Source organism: Brasilonema bromeliae SPC951 (genome assembly GCF_012912135.1).
GTDB lineage: Bacteria > Cyanobacteriota > Cyanobacteriia > Cyanobacteriales > Nostocaceae > Brasilonema > Brasilonema bromeliae.
Window position 1 is genome coordinate 1 of the sequence record NZ_QMEB01000029.1, and the last position, 19985, is coordinate 19985.

General features: G+C 42.8%; 16 protein-coding genes. 9 read left to right on the top strand and 7 right to left on the bottom strand.

Going from position 1 to position 19985, the window contains the following annotated elements:
* The first annotated feature begins 152 nt into the window (after positions 1 to 152).
* Together DP116_RS05920 and DP116_RS05925 are read left to right on the top strand one after the other, a co-directional pair.
* Positions 153 to 797 carry an S-layer homology domain-containing protein gene (locus DP116_RS05920; RefSeq protein WP_169154294.1) on the top strand — a complete coding sequence of 215 codons (645 nt, stop codon included), beginning with the start codon at positions 153 to 155 and terminating at the stop codon, positions 795 to 797.
* 207 nt (positions 798 to 1004) lie between these two features.
* A complete protein-coding gene (locus tag DP116_RS05925; RefSeq protein ID WP_169154295.1) occupies positions 1005 to 1826 on the top strand; it encodes a carbonic anhydrase in 822 nt (273 codons plus the stop codon).
* A gap of 432 nt (positions 1827 to 2258) precedes the next feature.
* Here DP116_RS05925 and DP116_RS05930 read toward each other — a convergent pair whose 3' ends face one another.
* From DP116_RS05930 to DP116_RS05940, 3 genes are all read right to left on the bottom strand, one after another.
* Positions 2259 to 3758 (bottom strand): catalase, encoded by a 1500-nt coding sequence (locus DP116_RS05930; RefSeq protein WP_169154296.1) that lies wholly within the window; start codon positions 3756 to 3758, stop codon positions 2259 to 2261.
* Positions 3759 to 3927: 169 nt separating this feature from the next.
* Entirely contained in the window at positions 3928 to 7047 is a 3120-nt protein-coding gene (locus DP116_RS05935; protein ID WP_169154297.1) for a tetratricopeptide repeat protein, read from the bottom strand.
* A 4-nt stretch (positions 7048 to 7051) separates the two neighbouring features.
* Positions 7052 to 8215, bottom strand: a complete 1164-nt coding sequence (locus DP116_RS05940) for an ATP-binding protein (RefSeq protein ID WP_169154298.1) — start codon at positions 8213 to 8215, stop codon at positions 7052 to 7054.
* A 693-nt stretch (positions 8216 to 8908) separates the two neighbouring features.
* Between DP116_RS05940 and DP116_RS05945 the strand changes: the two genes are divergently transcribed.
* The 4 genes from DP116_RS05945 to DP116_RS05960 all read left to right on the top strand — a co-directional run bounded on the left by DP116_RS05945 (position 8909) and on the right by DP116_RS05960 (position 13987).
* The gene (locus DP116_RS05945; RefSeq protein WP_169154299.1) at positions 8909 to 10021 is read left to right on the top strand and encodes a septal ring lytic transglycosylase RlpA family protein; all 1113 of its coding nucleotides are present in this window, start codon (positions 8909 to 8911) and stop codon (positions 10019 to 10021) included.
* A gap of 200 nt (positions 10022 to 10221) precedes the next feature.
* Entirely contained in the window at positions 10222 to 11820 is a 1599-nt protein-coding gene (locus tag DP116_RS05950; RefSeq protein ID WP_169154300.1) for a bifunctional pantoate--beta-alanine ligase/(d)CMP kinase, read from the top strand.
* A 282-nt stretch (positions 11821 to 12102) separates the two neighbouring features.
* Positions 12103 to 12972 (top strand): DUF5895 domain-containing protein, encoded by an 870-nt coding sequence (locus DP116_RS05955; RefSeq protein WP_169154301.1) that lies wholly within the window; start codon positions 12103 to 12105, stop codon positions 12970 to 12972.
* A gap of 823 nt (positions 12973 to 13795) precedes the next feature.
* A complete protein-coding gene (locus DP116_RS05960; RefSeq protein ID WP_211173102.1) occupies positions 13796 to 13987 on the top strand; it encodes a hypothetical protein in 192 nt (63 codons plus the stop codon).
* Positions 13988 to 14322: 335 nt separating this feature from the next.
* On the opposite strand, the gene DP116_RS05965 is transcribed toward DP116_RS05960, so the two are convergent.
* From DP116_RS05965 to DP116_RS05980, 4 genes are all read right to left on the bottom strand, one after another.
* Complete coding sequence (locus DP116_RS05965) at positions 14323 to 15009, bottom strand: PHP domain-containing protein (protein ID WP_169154302.1); 687 nt, start codon at positions 15007 to 15009, stop codon at positions 14323 to 14325.
* Between the two features lie 338 nt (positions 15010 to 15347).
* Positions 15348 to 16373: a phosphoribosylformylglycinamidine cyclo-ligase gene (purM, locus tag DP116_RS05970; protein ID WP_169154303.1), complete on the bottom strand. Its 1026-nt coding sequence runs from the start codon at positions 16371 to 16373 to the stop codon at positions 15348 to 15350.
* Positions 16374 to 16467: 94 nt separating this feature from the next.
* A complete protein-coding gene (locus tag DP116_RS05975; protein ID WP_169154304.1) occupies positions 16468 to 16674 on the bottom strand; it encodes a hypothetical protein in 207 nt (68 codons plus the stop codon).
* A gap of 255 nt (positions 16675 to 16929) precedes the next feature.
* The gene (locus tag DP116_RS05980; protein ID WP_169154305.1) at positions 16930 to 17532 is read right to left on the bottom strand and encodes a superoxide dismutase; all 603 of its coding nucleotides are present in this window, start codon (positions 17530 to 17532) and stop codon (positions 16930 to 16932) included.
* 280 nt (positions 17533 to 17812) lie between these two features.
* Between DP116_RS05980 and DP116_RS05985 the strand changes: the two genes are divergently transcribed.
* The 3 genes from DP116_RS05985 to DP116_RS29070 form a co-directional block, all read left to right on the top strand.
* The gene (locus DP116_RS05985) at positions 17813 to 18301 is read left to right on the top strand and encodes a hypothetical protein (RefSeq protein ID WP_169154306.1); all 489 of its coding nucleotides are present in this window, start codon (positions 17813 to 17815) and stop codon (positions 18299 to 18301) included.
* Positions 18302 to 18329: 28 nt separating this feature from the next.
* Positions 18330 to 18707, top strand: a complete 378-nt coding sequence (locus tag DP116_RS05990) for a DUF423 domain-containing protein (RefSeq protein ID WP_048870194.1) — start codon at positions 18330 to 18332, stop codon at positions 18705 to 18707.
* Between the two features lie 260 nt (positions 18708 to 18967).
* Positions 18968 to 19985 (top strand): PAS domain-containing protein (locus DP116_RS29070; RefSeq protein WP_246275505.1); only part of this gene is annotated, 1018 nt, incomplete at its 3' end.

Genomic DNA, 19985 nt, shown 5'->3' on the forward strand with positions numbered 1-19985 from the left:
TTATAATTCTTAATAAGATTTCTCATTTCTTTAAATTGCTGAATACTCTTAAGCCTCTCTCGTCGTCAGGCTAAAAATTTCGGTTTTCTGCTGATGGGAAAAATAATACATAGCAAGAACATCAGGAAAATAGCTAGCTTGGAGTGACGACAATGGCATCTACTTGTGGATCCTTTCCGGATATTAAAAATCAATGGGCACGCTTATTTGTAGAATCCTTAGCCAATGAAGGGGTAATCACCGGGTTTCCCAATAGGACGTTTCGCCCTGACACTTCAGTAACCCGTGCTGAATTTGCTGTTATTATTGCTAAAACATTTACAAAACTTAAGAAAAAACGAGACTATATTCGTTTTATCGATGTTCCGACTCATCACTGGGCAGCAAAAGCTATTCAAACAGCTTATGCAATAGGATTTCTAAATGAGTTTCCTAACAATCGCTTCTTTCCTGACAATAGGATTTCGCGAGTCGAAGTTTTAGTAACTCTGGTAAAAGGCTTGGATATTGCCTCAAAGGTAAAACCTGAGGAACTTGCAACCCTTCAGGTCATTTATCAGGATACAGATCAGATTCCTGATTATGCAATGACTGATGTTGCAATTGCTACAAGTGCAGGTCTTGTAGCTAGTTACCCAAATACAAAATTACTCAAGCCCAATATACCAGCAACTCGCGCCGATGTAGCAGTTTCTGTGTATCAAGCACTTCTATTTCTGGGTGAGGTGCAAAAAATCCCCTCCGACTACCTTGTCGTCGCACCACAACCGCAAACTGAGTTAGAACACAAGTCATGATCAAGAAATTCGTTCGTGACGTTCTCTCCCGTGAGTTCTTGTGGGTATAACGGAAGATACTCGCCTCCACATAAAAGAAATGCTGTATGGCTCTAGAAAAAGTATTTTTAATACTACCAACAGATGAAATTGAGAACACTTTTATACTACACTAACTATCAGAAAGAAAATTTCTGAGATTGCCTCTATTTATCTAAAGTTAGCTGTATGAAGAAATTAATTAAGGGTCTGCGGCAGTTTAAGGCTAAGTATGTTAGTACGCACCAAGAACTCTTTGAACAACTATCTCAAGGTCAAAAACCCCGAGTGTTGTTTGTTACTTGTTCAGATTCGCGTGTAGACCCAAACTTAATTACACAAGCTGAATTAGGTGAATTGTTTGTTATCCGCAATGCTGGCAATATTATTCCGCCATATGGAGCAACCAATGGCGGTGAAGGTGCGACCATTGAATATGCAGTGCAAGCTTTAGGTATTCGACAAATTATTGTTTGTGGTCACTCGCATTGTGGTGCGATGAAAGGGCTATTGAAGTTATATAGCTTGCGAGACGAAATGCCGCTTGTTCATGATTGGTTAAAGTATGCAGAAGCAACCCGACGGTTGGTAAAAGACCATTACAGCCAATACGAAGGGGAAGAACTACTCGAAATTATGACTGCTGAAAATGTACTAACTCAAATTGAAAATCTGCGGACTTATCCAATTGTTCGCTCCAAGCTATACCAAGGACAACTAAATATTTACGCATGGATTTATAACATTGAGAAAGGAGAAGTTTTTGCCTTCGATCCAGAAAGTCATGCTTATGTCTTGCCTCAAAGTCAACTGAAAACTGATGAAATCGACGAGACACTTCTTACAGAAGATTTATTAAATGGTAATGCTATAGACAATAACATTTCTGAAAAACAAACGGTAGTTGAACAGCCTCAAGAATTTATCTTTGACGCGGATCAAAGGTTTCCAATAACACGACTTTCAAAAGACCAAATGGATCGAATTTACCGAGGTTCAAGAACAAACTGATTTGAGAAGACTCCTCATGCTAAAGATTTGTTAAGTAGAACTACTCCCTTCCCGGTTCAAGATTACCTAATCTTCTTCCTTTCTTGCTTCGTGTCCTATGCGCTAAGGCGCACGCTACGCGAACGCGTCTATGTCCTATGGCTAACGCCACGCTTCGCTATCGGACACGCTAGCCCCGAAGGGGGCGCTATGCCTTCGGCACGACTTCGTCTATCGCAAACGCTAACGTGGTTCATTTAATCGGTATTCTTTTGGCGGGAAGGGAGTAAGCGAATTTTGTAGGGTGGGCACTGCTAACTGTGCGCTCAAACCTTTATTTTCAGCTTGTGTGCAGTGCCCACCCGATAGCCGTAACGCGTGGCGTCAGCCATAGCGTTTTGAGAATGGTGCGAGATCTCAATCTCAGTCTAATTATTCTACTGGACTGGCTTTCTAGATACTTACAGTTTGAGCACTAGCGCCCAGCATAGCCAGCATAGATGGGTCAATTGAAATGCCCAAGCCCTCAGCGACACGACGACCGTAAGAAATATCTGCCCGGAAGAAGTGGCAAAGTTGACGCATTTGGATATCCTGTCTTGCTTGACTCAGACTACCAACGATGTTTTCAGCAAGACGCTGTTGCTGTTCAGGAGTTAGTAACCGATACAAATCACCTGCTTGAGTGTAATCGTCGTTTCCTTCACGATGATTGTAACGATCAACAGAGACATCACCCAGATGGATGGCTGGCTCTGCATAAGCTGGATTTTCTTTCGGCGTACCCTCAGCACTATTGGGTTCATAGTTAGGACCGCTACCACCGTTGTTTCCCAACGCCATAAAGCCATCTCGCTGGTAATGCATCACTGGACACTTGGGCTGGTTAACGGGTAGTTGCTGATAGTTACCACCCAAGCGATACCGTTGAGCATCTGGGTAAGATATGATGCGGGCTTGAAGCATTTTGTCAGGAGAGAAACTCACGCCGGGAACCACCGCACTAGGGCTAAAAGCGGCTTGTTCTACTTCGGCAAAATAATTCTCAGGGTTGCGATTTAGTTCTAGTATTCCAACTTCGATTAAGGGATATTCTGAGTGCTTCCAAACTTTCGTCACGTCAAAGGGATTGTCTGGATGTTTTGACGCTTGCTCGTCTGTCATCACTTGAATGCACATACGCCACTTGGGATAATCTCCTTGGGCGATCGCCTCAAACAAATCATGAGTCGCATGATCCGGATCTTCTCCTTTGATCTTGGTCGCTTCTTCTTCCGTCAAAGTTTGATGACCTTGCAGAGTCTTAAAGTGAAATTTGCACCAGACGCGATCGCCTTCAGCATTAATTAAACTGAAAGTGTGGCTACCGAAGCCGTCCATGTGTCGATAGGTTTTCGGAATTCCTCGATCTGAAAACAAGATCGTCACTTGGTGAAGCGATTCCGGACTGAGTGACCAAAAATCCCATCTTGCATTGTGATCTTTGGTATTGGTTTGGGGATTACGCTTTTGGGTATGGATAAAATCAGGAAACTTGAGTGGATCGCGGATGAAGAAAATAGGAGTGTTGTTACCTGTTATATCCCAGTTTCCCTCTTCAGTATAAAACTTGAGCGCAAAGCCTCTGGGGTCACGCTCGGCATCTGCTGAACCCCTTTCTCCGCCGACTGTAGAAAAGCGTAGGAGGACTTCTGTTTTCTTGCCAATCTCAGAGAAAAGTTTGGCTTTACTGTAGCGTGTGATATCATTAGTTACAGTAAAAGTACCGAAAGCTGCCGCTCCTTTAGCGTGGACAACCCGCTCAGGGATACGTTCTCTATTAAAATGAGCCAGCTTTTCGAGCAAATGGAAATCCTGCATTAATACAGGTCCACGTGCTCCAGCCGTGAGTGAATTCTGGTTATCACTAACAGGAATACCGTCAGCAGTTGTCAAATTTTGAGGTTCAGTCATGGGTACGAAAGTTCTCCATTAAGTTACTCAGATTGCCCTGCATGACATTTTGGTCAGCAGACAAACACTCACTTATAAAATCAAATAACTCGAACTCATATCGAGTACATATAAAAATCATAATCGTTATAACTATGATTTGCAACAAACCAACAGAAAATGAGTATTATTACTTGGATTCACTGATATGCAGCACCTCTTGTAACAACTTGCGTTCTTCAATGGGTAGTTCTAGCAAGACACGCCTGTCACCTTTTGTCTCCCGATAGCGGATAGCAGCATTGAGAAGCCGGAGGGGAATTTGGAACTCAGGGCGATTTCCTACTACTTCCTGCCAAACTTCCAGCCATGTTTGTGCTGCTTTGTCGCTTACCATTTCTGACATCAACGCACCGATGGTTTTTTCGCGGACAAGTCCCTGTGCTAATGCTGGGGCGACTTGGTGTTTGTTGTAAAGTTCAATTAGGGTTGTGATGCGGGTTTTCCATAACGCTACATCGTTTGTGCTGTTAAGGAGATTACGTAAAATTAACTCAGTATCGTCAGCAGAAGCTTTATCTGTAGACTCCATACGCTCAAGTGCGTTGTCTAATGCTGCGATGCCTTCCTCCCAACGATTTAGTCCTAGAATTGCGATCGCTCTGTTGAAGAAAACTGACGAAGATTGGTCGCCGAGTGCGATCGCGCGATCGCAGGACGCTAAAGCCTCCTCATGACGTCCGAGTATATCCAGTAACCAGCCTTTGCCGCCCCAGGCATTTGCATAATTGGGGTCAAGCGAAATCGCTTTGTCGTAAGATACTAAAGCTTCCTCATAGCGTTGTAGATTGTCTAGTACCCTGCCTCGCTCACGCCAAGCCCACTTATAATTAGGATCAAGCGAAATCGCACTGTCAAAAGATGCTAAAGCTTCCTCGTAACGTTTGAGGTTGGCTAGCACCAAGCCTCGCTCAACCCAAGCCCACTTATAATTGGGGTCAAGCGAAATTGCTTTGTCGTAAGATACCAAAGCTTCCTCGTAGCGTTGCAATTTTTTCAGCGACGAGCCTCGGTTAGCCCAAGCCCAAGCATAATTGGGGTTAAGCTCAATTGCTTTGTCATAGGATACCAAAGCTTCCTCGTAGCGTTGGAGGTTGTCTAACACGTCGCCTCGGTTAGCCCAAGTCCACTCATAGTTCGGGTCAAGCGAAATCGCTTTGTCGTAAGATACCAAAGCTTCCTCGTAGCGTTGCAGCTTGTTCAGCGACCAACCTCGGTCTGCCCAAGCCCACTTATAGTTCGGGTCAAGCGAAATCACTTTGTCGTAAGATACCAAAGCTTCCTCGTAGCGTTGCAGCTTGTCTAGCACATTGCCTCGGTTTGCCCAAGCCCACTTATAGTTCGGGTCAAGCGAAATCGCTTTGTCATATGATCCTAGTGCATCTTCGTAGCGTTGAAGTTTGTCTAGTACATCACCACGTTCTCCCCAAACCCGCTTAATATTTGGTGGATCAAGTGAAATCGCTTTGTCATATGATGTCAAAGCATCTTCGTAGCGTTGAAGCTTCTTCAAAACGTCCCCTTGTTCACACCAAACTTGTGCATCATTGGGGTCAAGCTCAATTACTTTTTTAAAGGATGCCAATGCTTCTTCGTAGCGTTGGAGAAAGTAAAATGCCGCTGCTCGCCCACCCCAACTGTTCTCATCATTGGGGTCAAGTTCAATCGCTTTGTCAAAGGATGCTAAAGCTTCCTCATAGCGTTTGAGGCTACCAAAGCAACGTCCTTGTGCGAACCAATCCTTTGCTTGACCGCGAATTGTTACTAGTTTCTCTGCATATCGCAAAGCATTCACATAGTCTTTCTTTTCACGGCAATTTTCATACTCCTGCCAGTACGCCGCCACACGAGGATCTTCATCATCATCTTCCATTGCTTGAAGTGCATAAAGCACATATTCTCGTTCCACTACAGCATCAGGTGGAAGCGGTTCTAGACGTTGCTGATACCTGGAATGATTTTGTTCGTCAGCAAAATCATCAATTCGCGCTTCATTGAACTGTTGTCCTAAATCATCAAACCATCCATTATTCCTGATTTCATTAATATCCTGTCCCAACCGCTGTTGCAACTCTGTGCGCGTATACCAAATTCGCAAAAAGTCAATAAATAATCGTATTGGTTCATCTCGCTGCTTCTTTACCTCCAAACAAAATCGCATCAGCGGTTCGTGCAGTTCATAAAATGACTCACGCCCAATAAATTCAGGAGTAACGTAGCCCTTCTGGTGCAAATCCTTAAGTTGACTTGATGCTGTCTGATGAGTCATAAAACAGCGTTGGGCAATCTCCTTAACAGTAACAGCACGGCGGCGGTCTGCCAGAAACTCAATAATTTTTCTTTGCTGCTGCGAAAGCCAAGACATCCGCGCTTGATAGTAAGGTGTCAAATCATCTAGCATCCGCATGAACGGTTCTACCAGTTCATCTAGCAACTTGCGCGTGAGGAACTGGGAGAAAATAACGTAGATGCGGGGGTTTCCACCAGAGAGGTGATGGATGGCGCGGATGCGATCGCGTCCCGTTGCCGTTTTAATAAAATCTTCTAGTTCTTTATCCCCTTCTAATTGGGCAATATGCCTCAACAAATCCACAGCTTCATCTAGCGTCAACTCCTCTAAATGGTGATAATAAAAGAAGTTATAGAAGGGGTCATCTTTACGGATAATTCCATCAAACAAACTTTGTGCTGTTGCCAAAATTGTTAAAAATGAATAATTCTGTATATAAGCCCGCAGTTGCTTTTGCCCAATATCACCTAAGCCGTTAAATACATCATCTAAATTTTCCATCAACAGCAGCAGCGTGCGTTGACCAACAAATTCTCTGAGCAATGCTGCAGCTTGAAGTTCAGCTTCTTGTTGCGATAACTGATAAAGTGCTTCAACTTGCTGATTTAACTTAGCATTATATTCTGCTGGATATTCTTTTTGTAGCGCTCGAAATATCCGCAGTAGCAAATCTAAAAACGATGTAACGCCCCACTCTTCCTCTCTCAACCATGCGATGACTAACTTATCCTGTAAGTCTTCCATTTTGGAGACGCGGTGATACATCAGTGTTATCATGTGCGTTTTTCCGATACCGCGCATCCCCAGCAACAGGCGAAAATGTTTATTTGCTGTCAGCGCACTTTCACGAATCAATCCAACTAAATAATCTGCTAACTGATGACGCTGGACAAAAATTGTTTCCAAAGTTTCTGGCGTCATCAGACTAGGGGTGAAGCGAGAGAGGAAGGTGCTTTTCATCTTTTCAACCTCTCAATAAGTTCCAGTAACGTTGAATCAGCCCATAGCGAAAACCATATCCTTCACTTTGTCGAATAATATAGTAATCACGTTCCAAGAGTCTTAATACAGTCCGTGCTATTTCTTTGTTTTGTGTTTCTGGCTCTTGTTTAAGATTCTGAAACAACTCATCAAATAACAAAGGTTCGTTTGAAACTGCCAAAAGATCAAGTAAATTTAGAGCATAAAAACGTTGCTCGTCATTATAGTAATTATCAATCCGTTCTCGATAATGATCCATCTTCCAAGGATTGAGCGGATCTAATAAACAATCTTCGATAGTTTTAGTTATAGTTGCTTCATTGACAGTACCGCCCCGCATTTTTAGTTTAATAATCAAGTGGTGGATGTAGAAGGGAATGTCATCCATTGCTTCAGCAATTGCAGCAGCACTTACCCATGAATCAGTCGTAGAAATATTTTCTCCTAAAAGTAATTTCTGGGCTAAACCAATAGCATCAACATGAGATAATGGCGGAATATCTGCTGAATACATATCATTTGTCGGCTCATTGGTGTATCCTTCTTTTTTCAAAGAAGCAATCACATGATGCAAGCCAATAGAACCTGTAAACACCATCCTGACATCGGGATACATCTGACGGATGGAACGCAATGTATCCAAAACTTCCATCGCTGCTTGATTACCGATATTACCCAACATATATGGAACTTCGTCCCAAAGCAGAATGACTTTGCGTTCTTGATTCTCAACTAAATCGCCTATAGTTTTTGTGAGTAATATTTTCCAGTGGGGAGCAGCAAATTCAGGTAACTTAACACCCATAGCTTCTGTACCACTTATTTGTGTCAATAGCTGGCGGGTGCGTCTTGCTGTTCGTCGCAAGCCGCTTAAGTATTCTTCAACATCTTGCAAAATAGTCTCAACAAATTCTAGGGGCGATCGCACTTTCTCCAAGTCATGGTAAATAGGTAACTTATCCTCTGGAGCTTCTGCTTCCATTTTCTTAATGATGCAAGTTTTACCCATCCGCCGTTCTGCATTCAGCATCAGGCTTTGTCTGTCCAAAATTTCCCAAAACTGCTGAATGAGCTGATCTCGTCCAATCACCTCATTTGGAGAAATTTGCCCTCCAGGGTTAGCCCTTAGTTTTAACGGTATCACCATATCTACACCTCCAAATATACGTCAATATTAACGTACGTAATTTTTAAGGTACGAAAGAAAACATGATTATGCTCAAACCATTTTTTACGGAGAATGCGACAAAGTGAGGGAGTGAGGAAGAAAACTATTTTAGTGTTTTATTATACTTATTATTGTTACCTACTTAGTTGTTTGCAAATATATTCACAAATAGGACTAAAAAGTTAGTTTTTTACAAAAAATCGTTCTCTTTTGTGATAAAGAATACTAAAGCTCTCTCTTATTTCGGGAAACTTTTGTATATAAATAATTACTATAAATAAAGTCAAAGTATGTTATTTTTAGCCGTTTGAATAATCTCCCTTTATCATCAATTTTGTTTATAGACAAGCGTATATGCTACCGTAATCAATTTAATTACCAAATTATTGTGAGGCTTTTAGAAAAAAATTTTTAATTAAATCAAAAACTGTCAGATAGCCAAAATGCTCATTTTTGTAAGGTTCTTGACTTGAAATAGGAGTTTAAGTTTGATAAATTGACCAAGGATTCATCTAAAACCTGATCCCCAAACATCTGGGTTTGTGATAGTCTGTTGCAGTTACGCAAAAAGTGAAAGCAGAACGAGTTGAAGTTTTTTTTTTAAAGATCTATCACTCATCAGTGGTGCAAATTAGTAACCTCTGTTCTTCAGTCGCTTTAACATTCGGACGCATGAATCAAAAACATTTGTGGACTGTTGTCGCTGTCTTTTCTACTGTTTTTGGGACACAATCTGTAGGTCGCGCCCAAACGACCAAGGAAACGTCTCCAAGTTCGCCACTTGCTTCTGGTGAGGTGGTGAAAGTAGGAGAGTATAAATCCCCTGCGGAAAACCCTGCTTCTAATGCTGTGATGACTGAAATTCACACTCATGAAGTGGCAGGACGTCAAGCGGCAACACTCTATATTCGTAAAATCCCGGTTCTTACGTTTGTGGGTGAAAATGTTGGTCAGAAGCCAACTGCAAGTGCCCAGACAAAAGTTGGTGCATTTAGTGATGAAAATGACACAAAGCTTGAGAGCACAAATGCAAGCAGCCCAACAAACGTAGTATCAATTGGGGACAGCGTATATGTCAAAAACCAACCTAACTCTACTAAGGATGACCCAGTTCAGAGAGCTTCAGTAGTAGCCGCTAAGATAAACCAGCTCATCTGGGACAAAGTGGACGCTAACAAGATTACGGTGAGTTGGATAGCCGGAGGTGAGTCCACCGCAAATGAAGCCCAGAAAAATGACCAAGCTGGTCAGCAATCAGTACAAGGTCGCTATATTATTAAGGCAAATGGCGACGAAATTGTAGAAATCGATGATCATACATGGCTAGCAGATACAACCAAAGATCGAGCTAAAGATGCTCTGCAAGCAACCAATCGTCTGCGGAGATTAGTAGGTAAAGCATCTCCCCTGAATGAGATTGCTAACTTACCCGCAAAAGCCCTGGTACAAATACCAAAAATCTCCGTGTCAAATTTGCCAGAACAGATAGTCAAAGGACTAAAAGGAGTAGCTTCCTATTATGGCTATGATGGTTCTGGCAACCGCACTGCTACTGGTGAAAGGTTTAATCCAGAAGGGATGACTGCTGCCCATCGCAGCTTACCTTTTGGGACGCGAGTCCGTGTGACCAACACTCGTAATGGTCGTTCAGTAGTGGTTCGGATTAATGACCGAGGACCATATATTCGGGGTCGAATGATTGACATTTCTGTTGGTGCAGCGCGGATTTTAGGAATGATGGGCAGCGGTGTTGCACCTGTGCGGATAGAAGTGTTAGGAAGGTAAGAGTAGGTAATGAGGAGGCAGAGTATGCTCTTGGGAGTTCCCGCAAGCACCTGCCTTGCAAATGAGGAGGATGAGGAGAATGAAGAAGTCATTTCTTCCCCTGCTCCCTAACTCCTCCTCAATGCTCTTAGCTGGTGGTCTACTCCTCAATTTCAGATATAAACTACTGGGGAGAGATAGACAACACTAGGGGTATTTTTGTGCGCCTGTTAACAACAGTCGCAGCTTTACGCTGCTATTTAGCTCAACACCGTTTTAAAAACCAGCTTGTGGATCAAGCGCAGCTGTTGGCATTTGAGGTGACTGCTCGATCCAAGACAGCAGTTGGTTTGGTTCCCACGATGGGAGCGTTGCATGAAGGTCATTTAAGCTTAATTCAACGGGCGCGGCAAGAAAATGCCATAGTGATTGTTAGTATCTTCGTGAATCCGCTACAATTTAGTCCAAACGAAGATTACCAACGCTATCCTCGCACAAGAGAGCAAGACCAATTATTTTGCGAACAAGCAGGGGTAGATGCAATTTTTGCTCCGACTCCGGAAGAGATGGGAGTTGCCCAGAAGATTGTACAAGAATCAAAAGTTACACAAGTTATCCCGCCATCTGCTATGATATCTGGCTTGTGTGGTCGTACTCGGCTGGGTCACTTTCAAGGTGTAGCTACGATTGTAACCAAGCTTTTCAACTTGGTACAGCCTGATCGAGCTTACTTTGGTCAAAAGGACGGTCAGCAACTTGCTGTTATTAAACGGCTAGTGGCTGATTTGAATTTTCCAATAGAGATTGTTGCTTGTCCTACCGTGCGGGAAGCATCAGGTCTTGCTGTAAGCTCTCGTAACCAATATTTGACCGCGACGCAAAAGCAACAAGCATCTGTGTTGTATCGTGGTTTGCAATCAAGCCAAGCAGCTTTTCGCGCAGGAGTTCGTGATGCAAAAGCCCTGATAGCGGCGGTACGGCAAGAAGTGGCAATGTTCAGTTCTGTTTTAGTGGAATATGTTGAATTGGTTGAACCAAATACGTTGATGCTTATAGAAGAAAAAGTTGAGGAGGAAGGAATGCTCGCGGTCGCCGCTCGCCTTGGTTCTACACGTTTGATTGATAATATCATTCTGCACGATCGCCAACCCATCATTGCCATAGACGGACCTGCTGGGGCTGGAAAATCTACTGTCGCTCGTCAAGTCGCAGCAAAGCTGGGATTAGTGTATTTAGATACAGGAGCAATGTATCGTGCTATCACTTGGTTGGTGCTGCAAAAGGGAATTGCTTTAGATGATGAGTGTGCGATCGCAGAATTAGCTAATCACTGTGTCATTCAACTATCTCCCGGCAAAGACTTACAAACACCAGTGCAGGTTTGGATTAACGATACTGATGTCACCCAAGCAATTCGTACTCACGAGGTGACATCTAAAGTATCGGCGATCGCCGCTCAAAGTGCTGTACGTCAAGCACTCCTTAAACTACAGCAAAATTGGGGTAAAAAAGGTGGTTTAGTTGCAGAAGGGAGGGACATAGGTACCCAAGTTTTCCCTGATGCAGAAGTAAAAATCTTTCTCACTGCCTCTGTCAGCGAGCGTGCTCGTAGACGCCAGCAAGACTTTCAAAAACAAGGTCAACCAGAAGTCAGTATAGAGCAGCTGGAAAAGGACATCGCTGAACGCGACAGGAAAGACAGCACTCGCAAAGTTTCCCCCCTGCAAAAAGCAGCAGATGCTGTTGAAATTAGGACGGATGGCATGAGTGTTTCTGAAGTCACAGAACAAATTGTTGACTTTTACACCAATTTGCGGTAATTCTAAAAGACAATGAGGTGCAAGCAGGCTAAGCCTGCTTGCACCTCATTTTAGACGTGTTGTCGCATATTTCCTCATTCCAACCGAAATACTCTAAATAGCTGCTTTGACAGGCATTTGTTAAAATCTTGGGTATATTATGCATGACCTGCGGAATAAACTCATTGAGTGCTTTTACTCATAATATTGATTATGTTTCAAGCCACCAAGTGAATTGAAACCTCAAGCATTGCTAAACCATGTAAACTTGATCTGCAAAACACTGACAAGCGCCTAATGACGATGAAATTATCTGTAAAATTCGACTTTGAGGATGAGAAGTATAATGCACCAGCTTCTCAAGTCATCCCTTGGTGTCAGATGATTAATCCTCGCTATGGCACAAATGGCTTACAGCCTCACGGTTTGGCAATTAAACTGGATAATGCTCAAGCTGTAGGTTTTCAATCCGATGACAATTGGCATGAGCTAGAGCATGAATTTAGCTCTGGAGTCGAAACGGTTTATCTCACTACCACTCCTCGCATAGTCGTCGTGCGTCGGGGACCATTATCTGTTAAAGACCGAGAAACTGGTGTGAAATTGGGTACACTCAAAGACAATTATGATGCTTTTTTAGCAGACAAACTTAAATTTAAAACATTTACTCGCTATTTAATTTATTTAGTAGGAGAAGATAAAAAGTTTTTAAATGAATCACCTCTACAGTTAACTCTGAATGGAGCAGCTGGAGCAAGTTTCAGCAAGGCTTACTCTGAGTACCAACAAGGTAAAGTCACTAGCGGGTTCGTTGCTGAACTAGAAAGGGCTTATGCTGGATACCGCAAGCAGCCTCTGACACCAAAAGGCGCACTATTCCACGCTCACGGAATTTTTTGCCCTATTATCAACTGTGAAGAAAGAGGAATTGAACCTAACACAGTTTTGGTCGCTTCAACTGTAGACTACAAACATCCCACAGTTTCCACCTTAACAGAGTACCTAATTGCTTCCGACTCCCAAGAATCTGAAATTATCTCTAAGACTTTTGAAGAGTATAAGGACTTTGGAAAGGAAGCTATGAAAGCAGAAACTCCTCGAATGGAAATGGCAGGGGTTTCTAGTTCCTACGTTTATCCGGATGAAGATGATTATGCTTATCCACCGTATTAGTAACAGGGAATAAAGAAGCAGGGAGAGAGGGAGAGAAGGAGAAAAGGCTCTTCACGTGGATCAATCTTCTCCTGGGTACCCTGCCCCCTTTTCCCCCGCTTCTTCGCCCCCTTGCTTGTTTTGGTCAATGTTCAGCTAAGTTTAATTGAATTTCTGTAAAAGCCTCTTTAACGGGAAAAGTCAGCAGCTGACAGTATCGATGCTTGGCGATGGAAGCTCAGAAAGCCTCTTGAAGCTAATATCTCTAGGTCTTGAAGTGTTAAAGATAACTGTGTACATAGATGCGATACGCTGCACTGACCATTACAAGCCAGTAGAATCTCACCCATTCGAGATCCTATTGGCTTGATCTGCAACTGATTTGTGGAAGACATTGTCAAAAGGAGATAGTAGTTACCTTGAAGCCCAGATTCAGGCACCCGACCTGAATTCAAGGTTGTGAGCAGATTATCCGGCGAATGCCGGAAAAAGACAATGCGATTTCCTGCTGGTAGTAAAAATTGCGCGGCGGCTGTGTTTGCCAGTAAATATTGAATACCTGGTTGAGATTCTGAGTATTTAGCACTGTGCAGGTTTTGGGCAAGAGATTTACCAGCATGCTAAGACGAAATGAACGATGGAGCATCCTGCCGATGCCAAGCCCAGGCGTCTGAGCCAAAAATACTAGGCGCTGATGCTCTAGGGGGGTTTGAAACTGTAACTTGATATCTGGACAAAGCTACCATTTGCTATACATTTTTGGTAGCTTTTAAATTTTTGTACGGTATCTGGAATAATCTCTAAAAAATCAAAGGTGTCCAATTTTTAATTTTGCATTAGAAAAGTGAGATTCACTGATGTACAAAATGTTCAAAATTTTGCTTTTTCTGTAGAAAATTTTGGTAGTCGTAAAATTTCTCAGTCTCTAGTTCTACTTAGGTTGGCAATTTCTCTTCTGGAAGATGCTTTTCGCCATACTCGTCAAATAAGTCAAACACAAGTTGGCGCTTGGTTATTATCCCAATTTCAGCAATAATTTAGCATAACTCTAATGTAAGTTTTACCATCTAGAATCCACAATTCAAGATGAGTTATCACCCATTTAATTTACATAGAGTTAGGAGCAAGACGACTTGCTAGCAGTGGTTTTCTTGATGCGTGAATTTTGAGATTGCTTCGCTTCCCGCCACGGCTATGTCCTCTGGACACGCTGCGCGAACGCCTCGCGGCTATGTCCTCTGGACACGCACTCGCGTTCGGCTCGCAACGCTGAGTCCTTCGGGCACGCGCAAGGGACGCGATTTTGAATTTTGAATTGTTTACCCCCTGGCTTGTTGAACCAGGAGTATTGTGAGAAAAATAGACATCAGCTTACAACCGCTGAAGCAAGTTTAAACCGTGAGTATCTGTACCACAGGTGTTCAAAAGACTATATTCATAAGCCAATTGTTCCACTTGCATCGATTCTCTCTCACTCGGTTTCCAAGGGTTGGGGTTGTTGTAGGCGTAAAAAGTTTCAACACCGTCAATCCCCGCTTCTGCTGCAGCGGGTATCAATTCAAAGTGCGATCGCCTATAACGAGCTGGGTGAGCAAGTACTGCTAATCCTCCTGCTTTTTGAATGGCGGAAATGACGTTAGCTGCTTGATACTCTTCACCTGTAGTAATTCTTCTTTGAATGTAAGGTTTCATGCTTGAATGTTCTGGATTAAAAGCATAACCCAAAATATGAACTTCAATATTTAAAAGATTGGCATGAATTTCTACACCAGTCCAAAGAATGGGAGCGTTTGCACCAGGGTTGTTCCACCTCCAGTTCTCTAACCAACTTTGAGCCGCCTGGTAGCCACCTATACCATGATGGTCAGTAATGGCAAGACCTTTTAAACCGATGGCGATCGCCTGTTCCATCAATGCACTCGGTTGCAACCTGCCATCTGAGTGGACAGTATGCATATGAAAGTTAAAATAGGTTGGGCAACTTTTTGCATCGATGCTCTGGAAGACTTGCTTTAATTGCTCCCTAGAGGTAAACACTTCAACGATATTGACAGTCATAACCCCCTCTTTTCCAAAATTGGTGCTTTTTTACACTAAAACACATGACACCAACAGCCCAGAATGAACCAGCACCGGTGTGAAGTGTTGGTTGCTACTTTCTGGGCATCATTAGCAAAATTTTTCAATATGTTAAGACTACGTTAGCAAATTCAAAGGCTAGCGATCATGCGTATTTTCGATTTCTTTTATAAGAAAGAGTAAGGAATGTTGCATCAAATCTCCGTTTAATCTACATTTCGTAACACTCGTAGATATTTAGTAAATATTAAAAATCAAACAAATAAGTACTTTCAAAGACCAAAAATAAAGACTTTATGTTGTATAAATCGATTCACTTATATTGGTAATCCAATCAATTCACCTGAGCCAGTGATGACCTCACCAATTGTAAAGGTTGTAACGTTTTGTGACTCAAAGTAGGTTATTGCTTGCTGTACCTGATGAGGAGGTACAAGTAGCACAAATCCAATCCCCATATTGAAAGTGTTATACATAGCTTGGGAACTCACAGATCCAGTTTGTGCTAACCACTGAAACACAGGTGGAATAGACCAATCACAGATTATTTTAATAGCTTGATCTTTACCCAAACAACGGGGCAAGTTTTCTGGTAAACCTCCACCCGTGATATGAGCCATACCGTGAATTTCTAATCCTGCTTGACGTGCACTCAGTACGGGTTTAACGTAAATACGCGTGGGTGAGAGGAAAACTTCTCCTAATGTTTGATCACCAAATATTTCTAAACGATCATTCCATGAAAATCCCGTTTGGCTGACAATTTTCCTGACCAAACTAAAGCCATTGCTATGTACGCCAGCGCTAGCGAGTGCGATCGCCACATCCCCCACTTGTACCTGGGAACCATCCAGCATTTGGCTTCTTTCGACAATTCCTACACAAAACCCAGCCAAATCATACTCACCCGCCTGATAAAAACCTGGCATTTCGGCGGTTTCTCCTCCCAGTAAAGCGCAACCCGCCTGCTGACACCCAGAGGCTATACCTGCAACAACTTGCGTGAGCTGCTCTTTATCTAGCTGACCTGTTGCCAGATAATCTAAAAAGAATAGCGGTTCTGCGCCAGATGTCAGCACATCATTGACGCACATTGCTACCAAATCAATTCCAACGCTGTTGTGACGGTTGAGAACGTGAGCGATTTTTAGTTTAGTACCTACACCATCAGTCCCAGAAACCAAAACAGGTTCTTTATAACCACTTGGTAGTTGAAAGCAGCCACTGAAGCCACCCAGTCCACCAATGACTTCTGGTCTAAAGGTGCTATGAACCAAATTACGAATTTGATTTACAAACTCTCGACCAGCTTCAACATCAACTCCTGCATCCTTGTAATCCATGAGTCAAAACATCGCTATCACTTCAAGTTACTAAAGTTTACAATCAATCGTCCAAAATTTTTTACTAATGACTAATGACCAATGACTAATGACTTCAAAATACCTCATCTTCAATACCGCGCCACCATTCCCCCAAGTTCATAAAATCTCGGTGAATGTCTTCTAACTGATGAAAATACTCATTGTCTGAAAGTGTCGCTCGACGTTCTTGAAGTTTCTTCAGTCGCAGTTGCACCAATAGCCAAGGTTTGCTGATACTATCAGTTGCTTCCATGTATTGCGCGAGTTCGGTACTATCCATATGCTTTTTAAAATTGTAGATTTTGGATGGAGTTTTCTAAAAGATAGCCAGGAACTTGGTTTCTGGCTCATAGCTTAAGTCTACTCAAGTAGACTCAAAACCAAGTCACCGAAATAATTTAGTCGTCTTGAGACGACTTGAGTTATTAGCCTAGGGTTTTAAACCCTAGGCGGTTGTTGGGACTAATGCAAAATCTCAGTTAAAACAAACTCAAGCTATGCAAGAGAAACTTGTTTGCAGACGAGTTTTGCCAGCTTATTTAGCTGCGTTGGCGTATTGTTCGGCTACAAAGTCCCAGTTAATCAGCTCGTTCAGGAAAGTATCCAGGTAATCTGGACGACGATTTTGGTAATCCAGATAGTAGGCGTGTTCCCAAACATCAGCGGTTAACAAAGGAGTTTGACCGTTTGTGATCGGGTTAGCAGCATTTGGTGTTTTCACAACCTTGAGTTCGCCGTTATCCAGCACTAGCCAAGCGTAACCACTGCCAAACTGAGTAGCACCAGCTTCTTTGAATTGTTTTTTGAATTCATCTAAGCTACCAAAGCTGGCATTGATTTTTTCGGCTAGTTCCCCAGAAGGAGCACCAGCGCCTTTTTTCAAGCCATGCCAGTAGAAGGTATGATTCCATACCTGAGCTGCATTGTTGAAGATACCAGTTTTCGCTGAGTCATTAACAGTCGCCAATACGATTTCTTCGAGTGACTTGTTGGCAAGTTCTGTACCCTCAATCAGTTTGTTGAGGTTAGTGACGTAACCAGCGTGGTGCTTGTCGTGATGGAACTTTAGAGTGTCACTTGAAATCAATGGAGACAGAGCGTCGTAATCGTATGGTAATGGGGGAAGTTCAAATGCCATTGTGTAAATCCTCTCTTTAGCGTTTTTCAGTTTAGAGCTTATGGGGTAGCTCTGGAAAAAAATACCCGTGCTAAGCAGTTCTTACAGCTTGGCACTGCGTGATAAAACTTAAACAGTTTGATTCTACTAGCAAATGTGGCATCAATAGCCTCATGCATAGGTAGGATATGTTCGAGATTGCGAATCGCCCCTTGCAGTCAACATTTCTACTAATGACTGGAAGCTTCTAAGAACTGACGTTAGAATCACAAACAAGGTTTGAATCAGAAAGATAACAACTATGAAGACTGCTGAAAAATTGGCTGCGGGTTGGCTACTAACACTCGGATTCATGTTTTTGTCGCTCTCAGCCTCTGCTGTAATGCAGAAAAATGCTATGGAGAGGCCTATCGAACCAAGTCTAAGACCGGTTGTCGCTCTTGATGAGTCTAATGAAGATGCAAAATATGTACTTGATAATACTGCTTTTAATGGTCTAATTTTTGGCGTACCTACCTCAGTATTAGGAGTATGGTTAGCATTGGGAGTATATCGTAAAACTCAGCATGAGAGGAAGGCGATTAAGGCACAGACAAATGACCAGCTGCAATCCGCCTTCTATCGTATGATTCACGAAAATAATGGGCGCATCACTCTTATGAGCTTTGCAATGCAGTTACAATTGCCACCAGCAACTGCAAAGCAATATTTAGACGAGCAAGCTAAAGTATTTAATGCTAATTTTAAAGTAAGCGAAGAAGGGGGAGTCTCTTACCATTTTGATGTTTAAAGAACAAATTGGCTAAATAGTGTACCCCATGACACGAATTTTTTTGAGTTTAGCAGCCCTTTTCGCGGGTTTATCAGTTGCTGCAGGCGCGTTTGGTTCCCATGCCTTGCGGGATAAAATCAGCGATCGCTCCCTAGAAATTTTTGAAGTCGGCGCTCGTTATCAGATGTATCATGCCTTAGCGCTGCTAGTGGTGGGACTACTCCTCAGTCGCATCGAGTCACCTCCAGCTACTATGATCGCAAGTGGATGGCTGTTCATCATTGGTATCGTCATTTTTTCAGGGAGTTTATATGCTTTGAGCTTAAGTGGTGTTAAATCTTTGGGAGCGATCGCTCCATTAGGAGGAGCAGCATTTCTTGCTGGTTGGGGCGCTTTAGCTTTTGCTGCTTGGAGTTTGAAATAATTCTGATTCCACAACTAGTACCGCAATCATTACAACGCAAAACTCTTGCGATGCGAGAGTTTTGTTTGTATCAAAAACTGTTATGGTACATTTGCGCTCGCCCCCGTGGGGCGGGTGCTCTGCCTTGTATAACCAGGTTTTACTAAACTCATAAAATGTAACTTTTCAGACATCTTCTGAAATCAGAACTAAGTAGTACATTTATACCAATAGTTAAGAGATCTCTTTGAGATGATATTTGGAGTGGAATCGGCGACGCTATGCTGTATACAACACTACAAAGTCTTGTGACTTTATTTGGATTTATTCCTCATGGACATTGCTATCTCTGGAAGACACAATTAGTTTCGGTTCATGTCATATCCGATGCTTTGATTGCGCTTTCCTATTATTCAATTCCAATCTCGCTAGCGTATTTTATCAACAAGCGTAACGATTTCCCCTTCATCGGCATAGTTTGGCTTTTCGGGGCATTCATCTTTGCTTGCGGTACCAATCATCTGATGGAAATTTGGACGCTTTGGTATCCCACTTATTGGCTATCAGGATGGTTGAAAGTTGTCACTGCTGTGATCTCAGTATACACAGCGCTGGCGCTTGTGCCATTGATCCCAAAAGCACTTGCTCTCCCCAGCCCAGCACAGCTAGAGGCTGTCAACCGTGAACTACAACAACAAATTGCAGAGCGCCTCCTTGCAGAAGAGGCTCTGCAAAAAGCTAACGAGGAGTTACTTAAAAGAAGCCAGTCGCGGCTAGAGTTAGCTCAAAAGGTTGGAAGAATTGGAACCTTTGAATGGAACATTCAAACAATGGAGGCGATGTGGACGGAAGAATTTGAAGCTTTGTACGGACTCGCCCCTGGTGGTTTTGGCAATAGATATGACAACTGGGTGCAAGCAGTTCATCCTGGTGACTTGGCTAGAACAGAACAAGAAATTCAACGTGCTATCAATGAAAGCTCAGAATTAGATACTGAGTTTCGCATTGTTTGGCAAGATGGGAGTGAACGCTGGATTGCAGCCAAAGCTCAAGTCTTTAGTGATGACACCGGAAAGCCTTTGCGGATGATTGGTGTCAATATGGATATTACGGAACGCAAACGAGCAGAGCAGAAAATTCGCGAACAAGCTGCTCTGTTAGATATAACAAAAGACGCTATTGTTGTTCATTCTTTAAACGATAACAAAATTCTATATTGGAATAAAGGTGGCGAGAGTCTCTATGGATGGAAAGCAGAACAGGCATTAGGTCAGGATGCCAATATTTTATTATATGATG

Excerpts from the sequence above, each read along its gene's own strand:
- DP116_RS05940 (WP_169154298.1), bottom strand. The coding sequence starts at position 8,215 with ATGGTGATACCGTTAAAACTAAGGGCTAACCCTGGAGGGCAAATTTCT.
- DP116_RS05925 (WP_169154295.1), top strand. The coding sequence starts at position 1,005 with ATGAAGAAATTAATTAAGGGTCTGCGGCAGTTTAAGGCTAAGTATGTT.
- DP116_RS05935 (WP_169154297.1), bottom strand. The coding sequence starts at position 7,047 with ATGAAAAGCACCTTCCTCTCTCGCTTCACCCCTAGTCTGATGACGCCA.
- DP116_RS05980 (WP_169154305.1), bottom strand. The coding sequence starts at position 17,532 with ATGGCATTTGAACTTCCCCCATTACCATACGATTACGACGCTCTGTCT.
- DP116_RS05975 (WP_169154304.1), bottom strand. The coding sequence starts at position 16,674 with ATGGATAGTACCGAACTCGCGCAATACATGGAAGCAACTGATAGTATC.
- DP116_RS05930 (WP_169154296.1), bottom strand. The coding sequence starts at position 3,758 with ATGACTGAACCTCAAAATTTGACAACTGCTGACGGTATTCCTGTTAGT.
- DP116_RS05990 (WP_048870194.1), top strand. The coding sequence starts at position 18,330 with ATGACACGAATTTTTTTGAGTTTAGCAGCCCTTTTCGCGGGTTTATCA.
- DP116_RS05965 (WP_169154302.1), bottom strand. The coding sequence starts at position 15,009 with ATGACTGTCAATATCGTTGAAGTGTTTACCTCTAGGGAGCAATTAAAG.
- DP116_RS05985 (WP_169154306.1), top strand. The coding sequence starts at position 17,813 with ATGAAGACTGCTGAAAAATTGGCTGCGGGTTGGCTACTAACACTCGGA.
- DP116_RS05945 (WP_169154299.1), top strand. The coding sequence starts at position 8,909 with ATGAATCAAAAACATTTGTGGACTGTTGTCGCTGTCTTTTCTACTGTT.
- purM (WP_169154303.1), bottom strand. The coding sequence starts at position 16,373 with ATGGATTACAAGGATGCAGGAGTTGATGTTGAAGCTGGTCGAGAGTTT.
- DP116_RS05920 (WP_169154294.1), top strand. The coding sequence starts at position 153 with ATGGCATCTACTTGTGGATCCTTTCCGGATATTAAAAATCAATGGGCA.
- DP116_RS05955 (WP_169154301.1), top strand. The coding sequence starts at position 12,103 with ATGAAATTATCTGTAAAATTCGACTTTGAGGATGAGAAGTATAATGCA.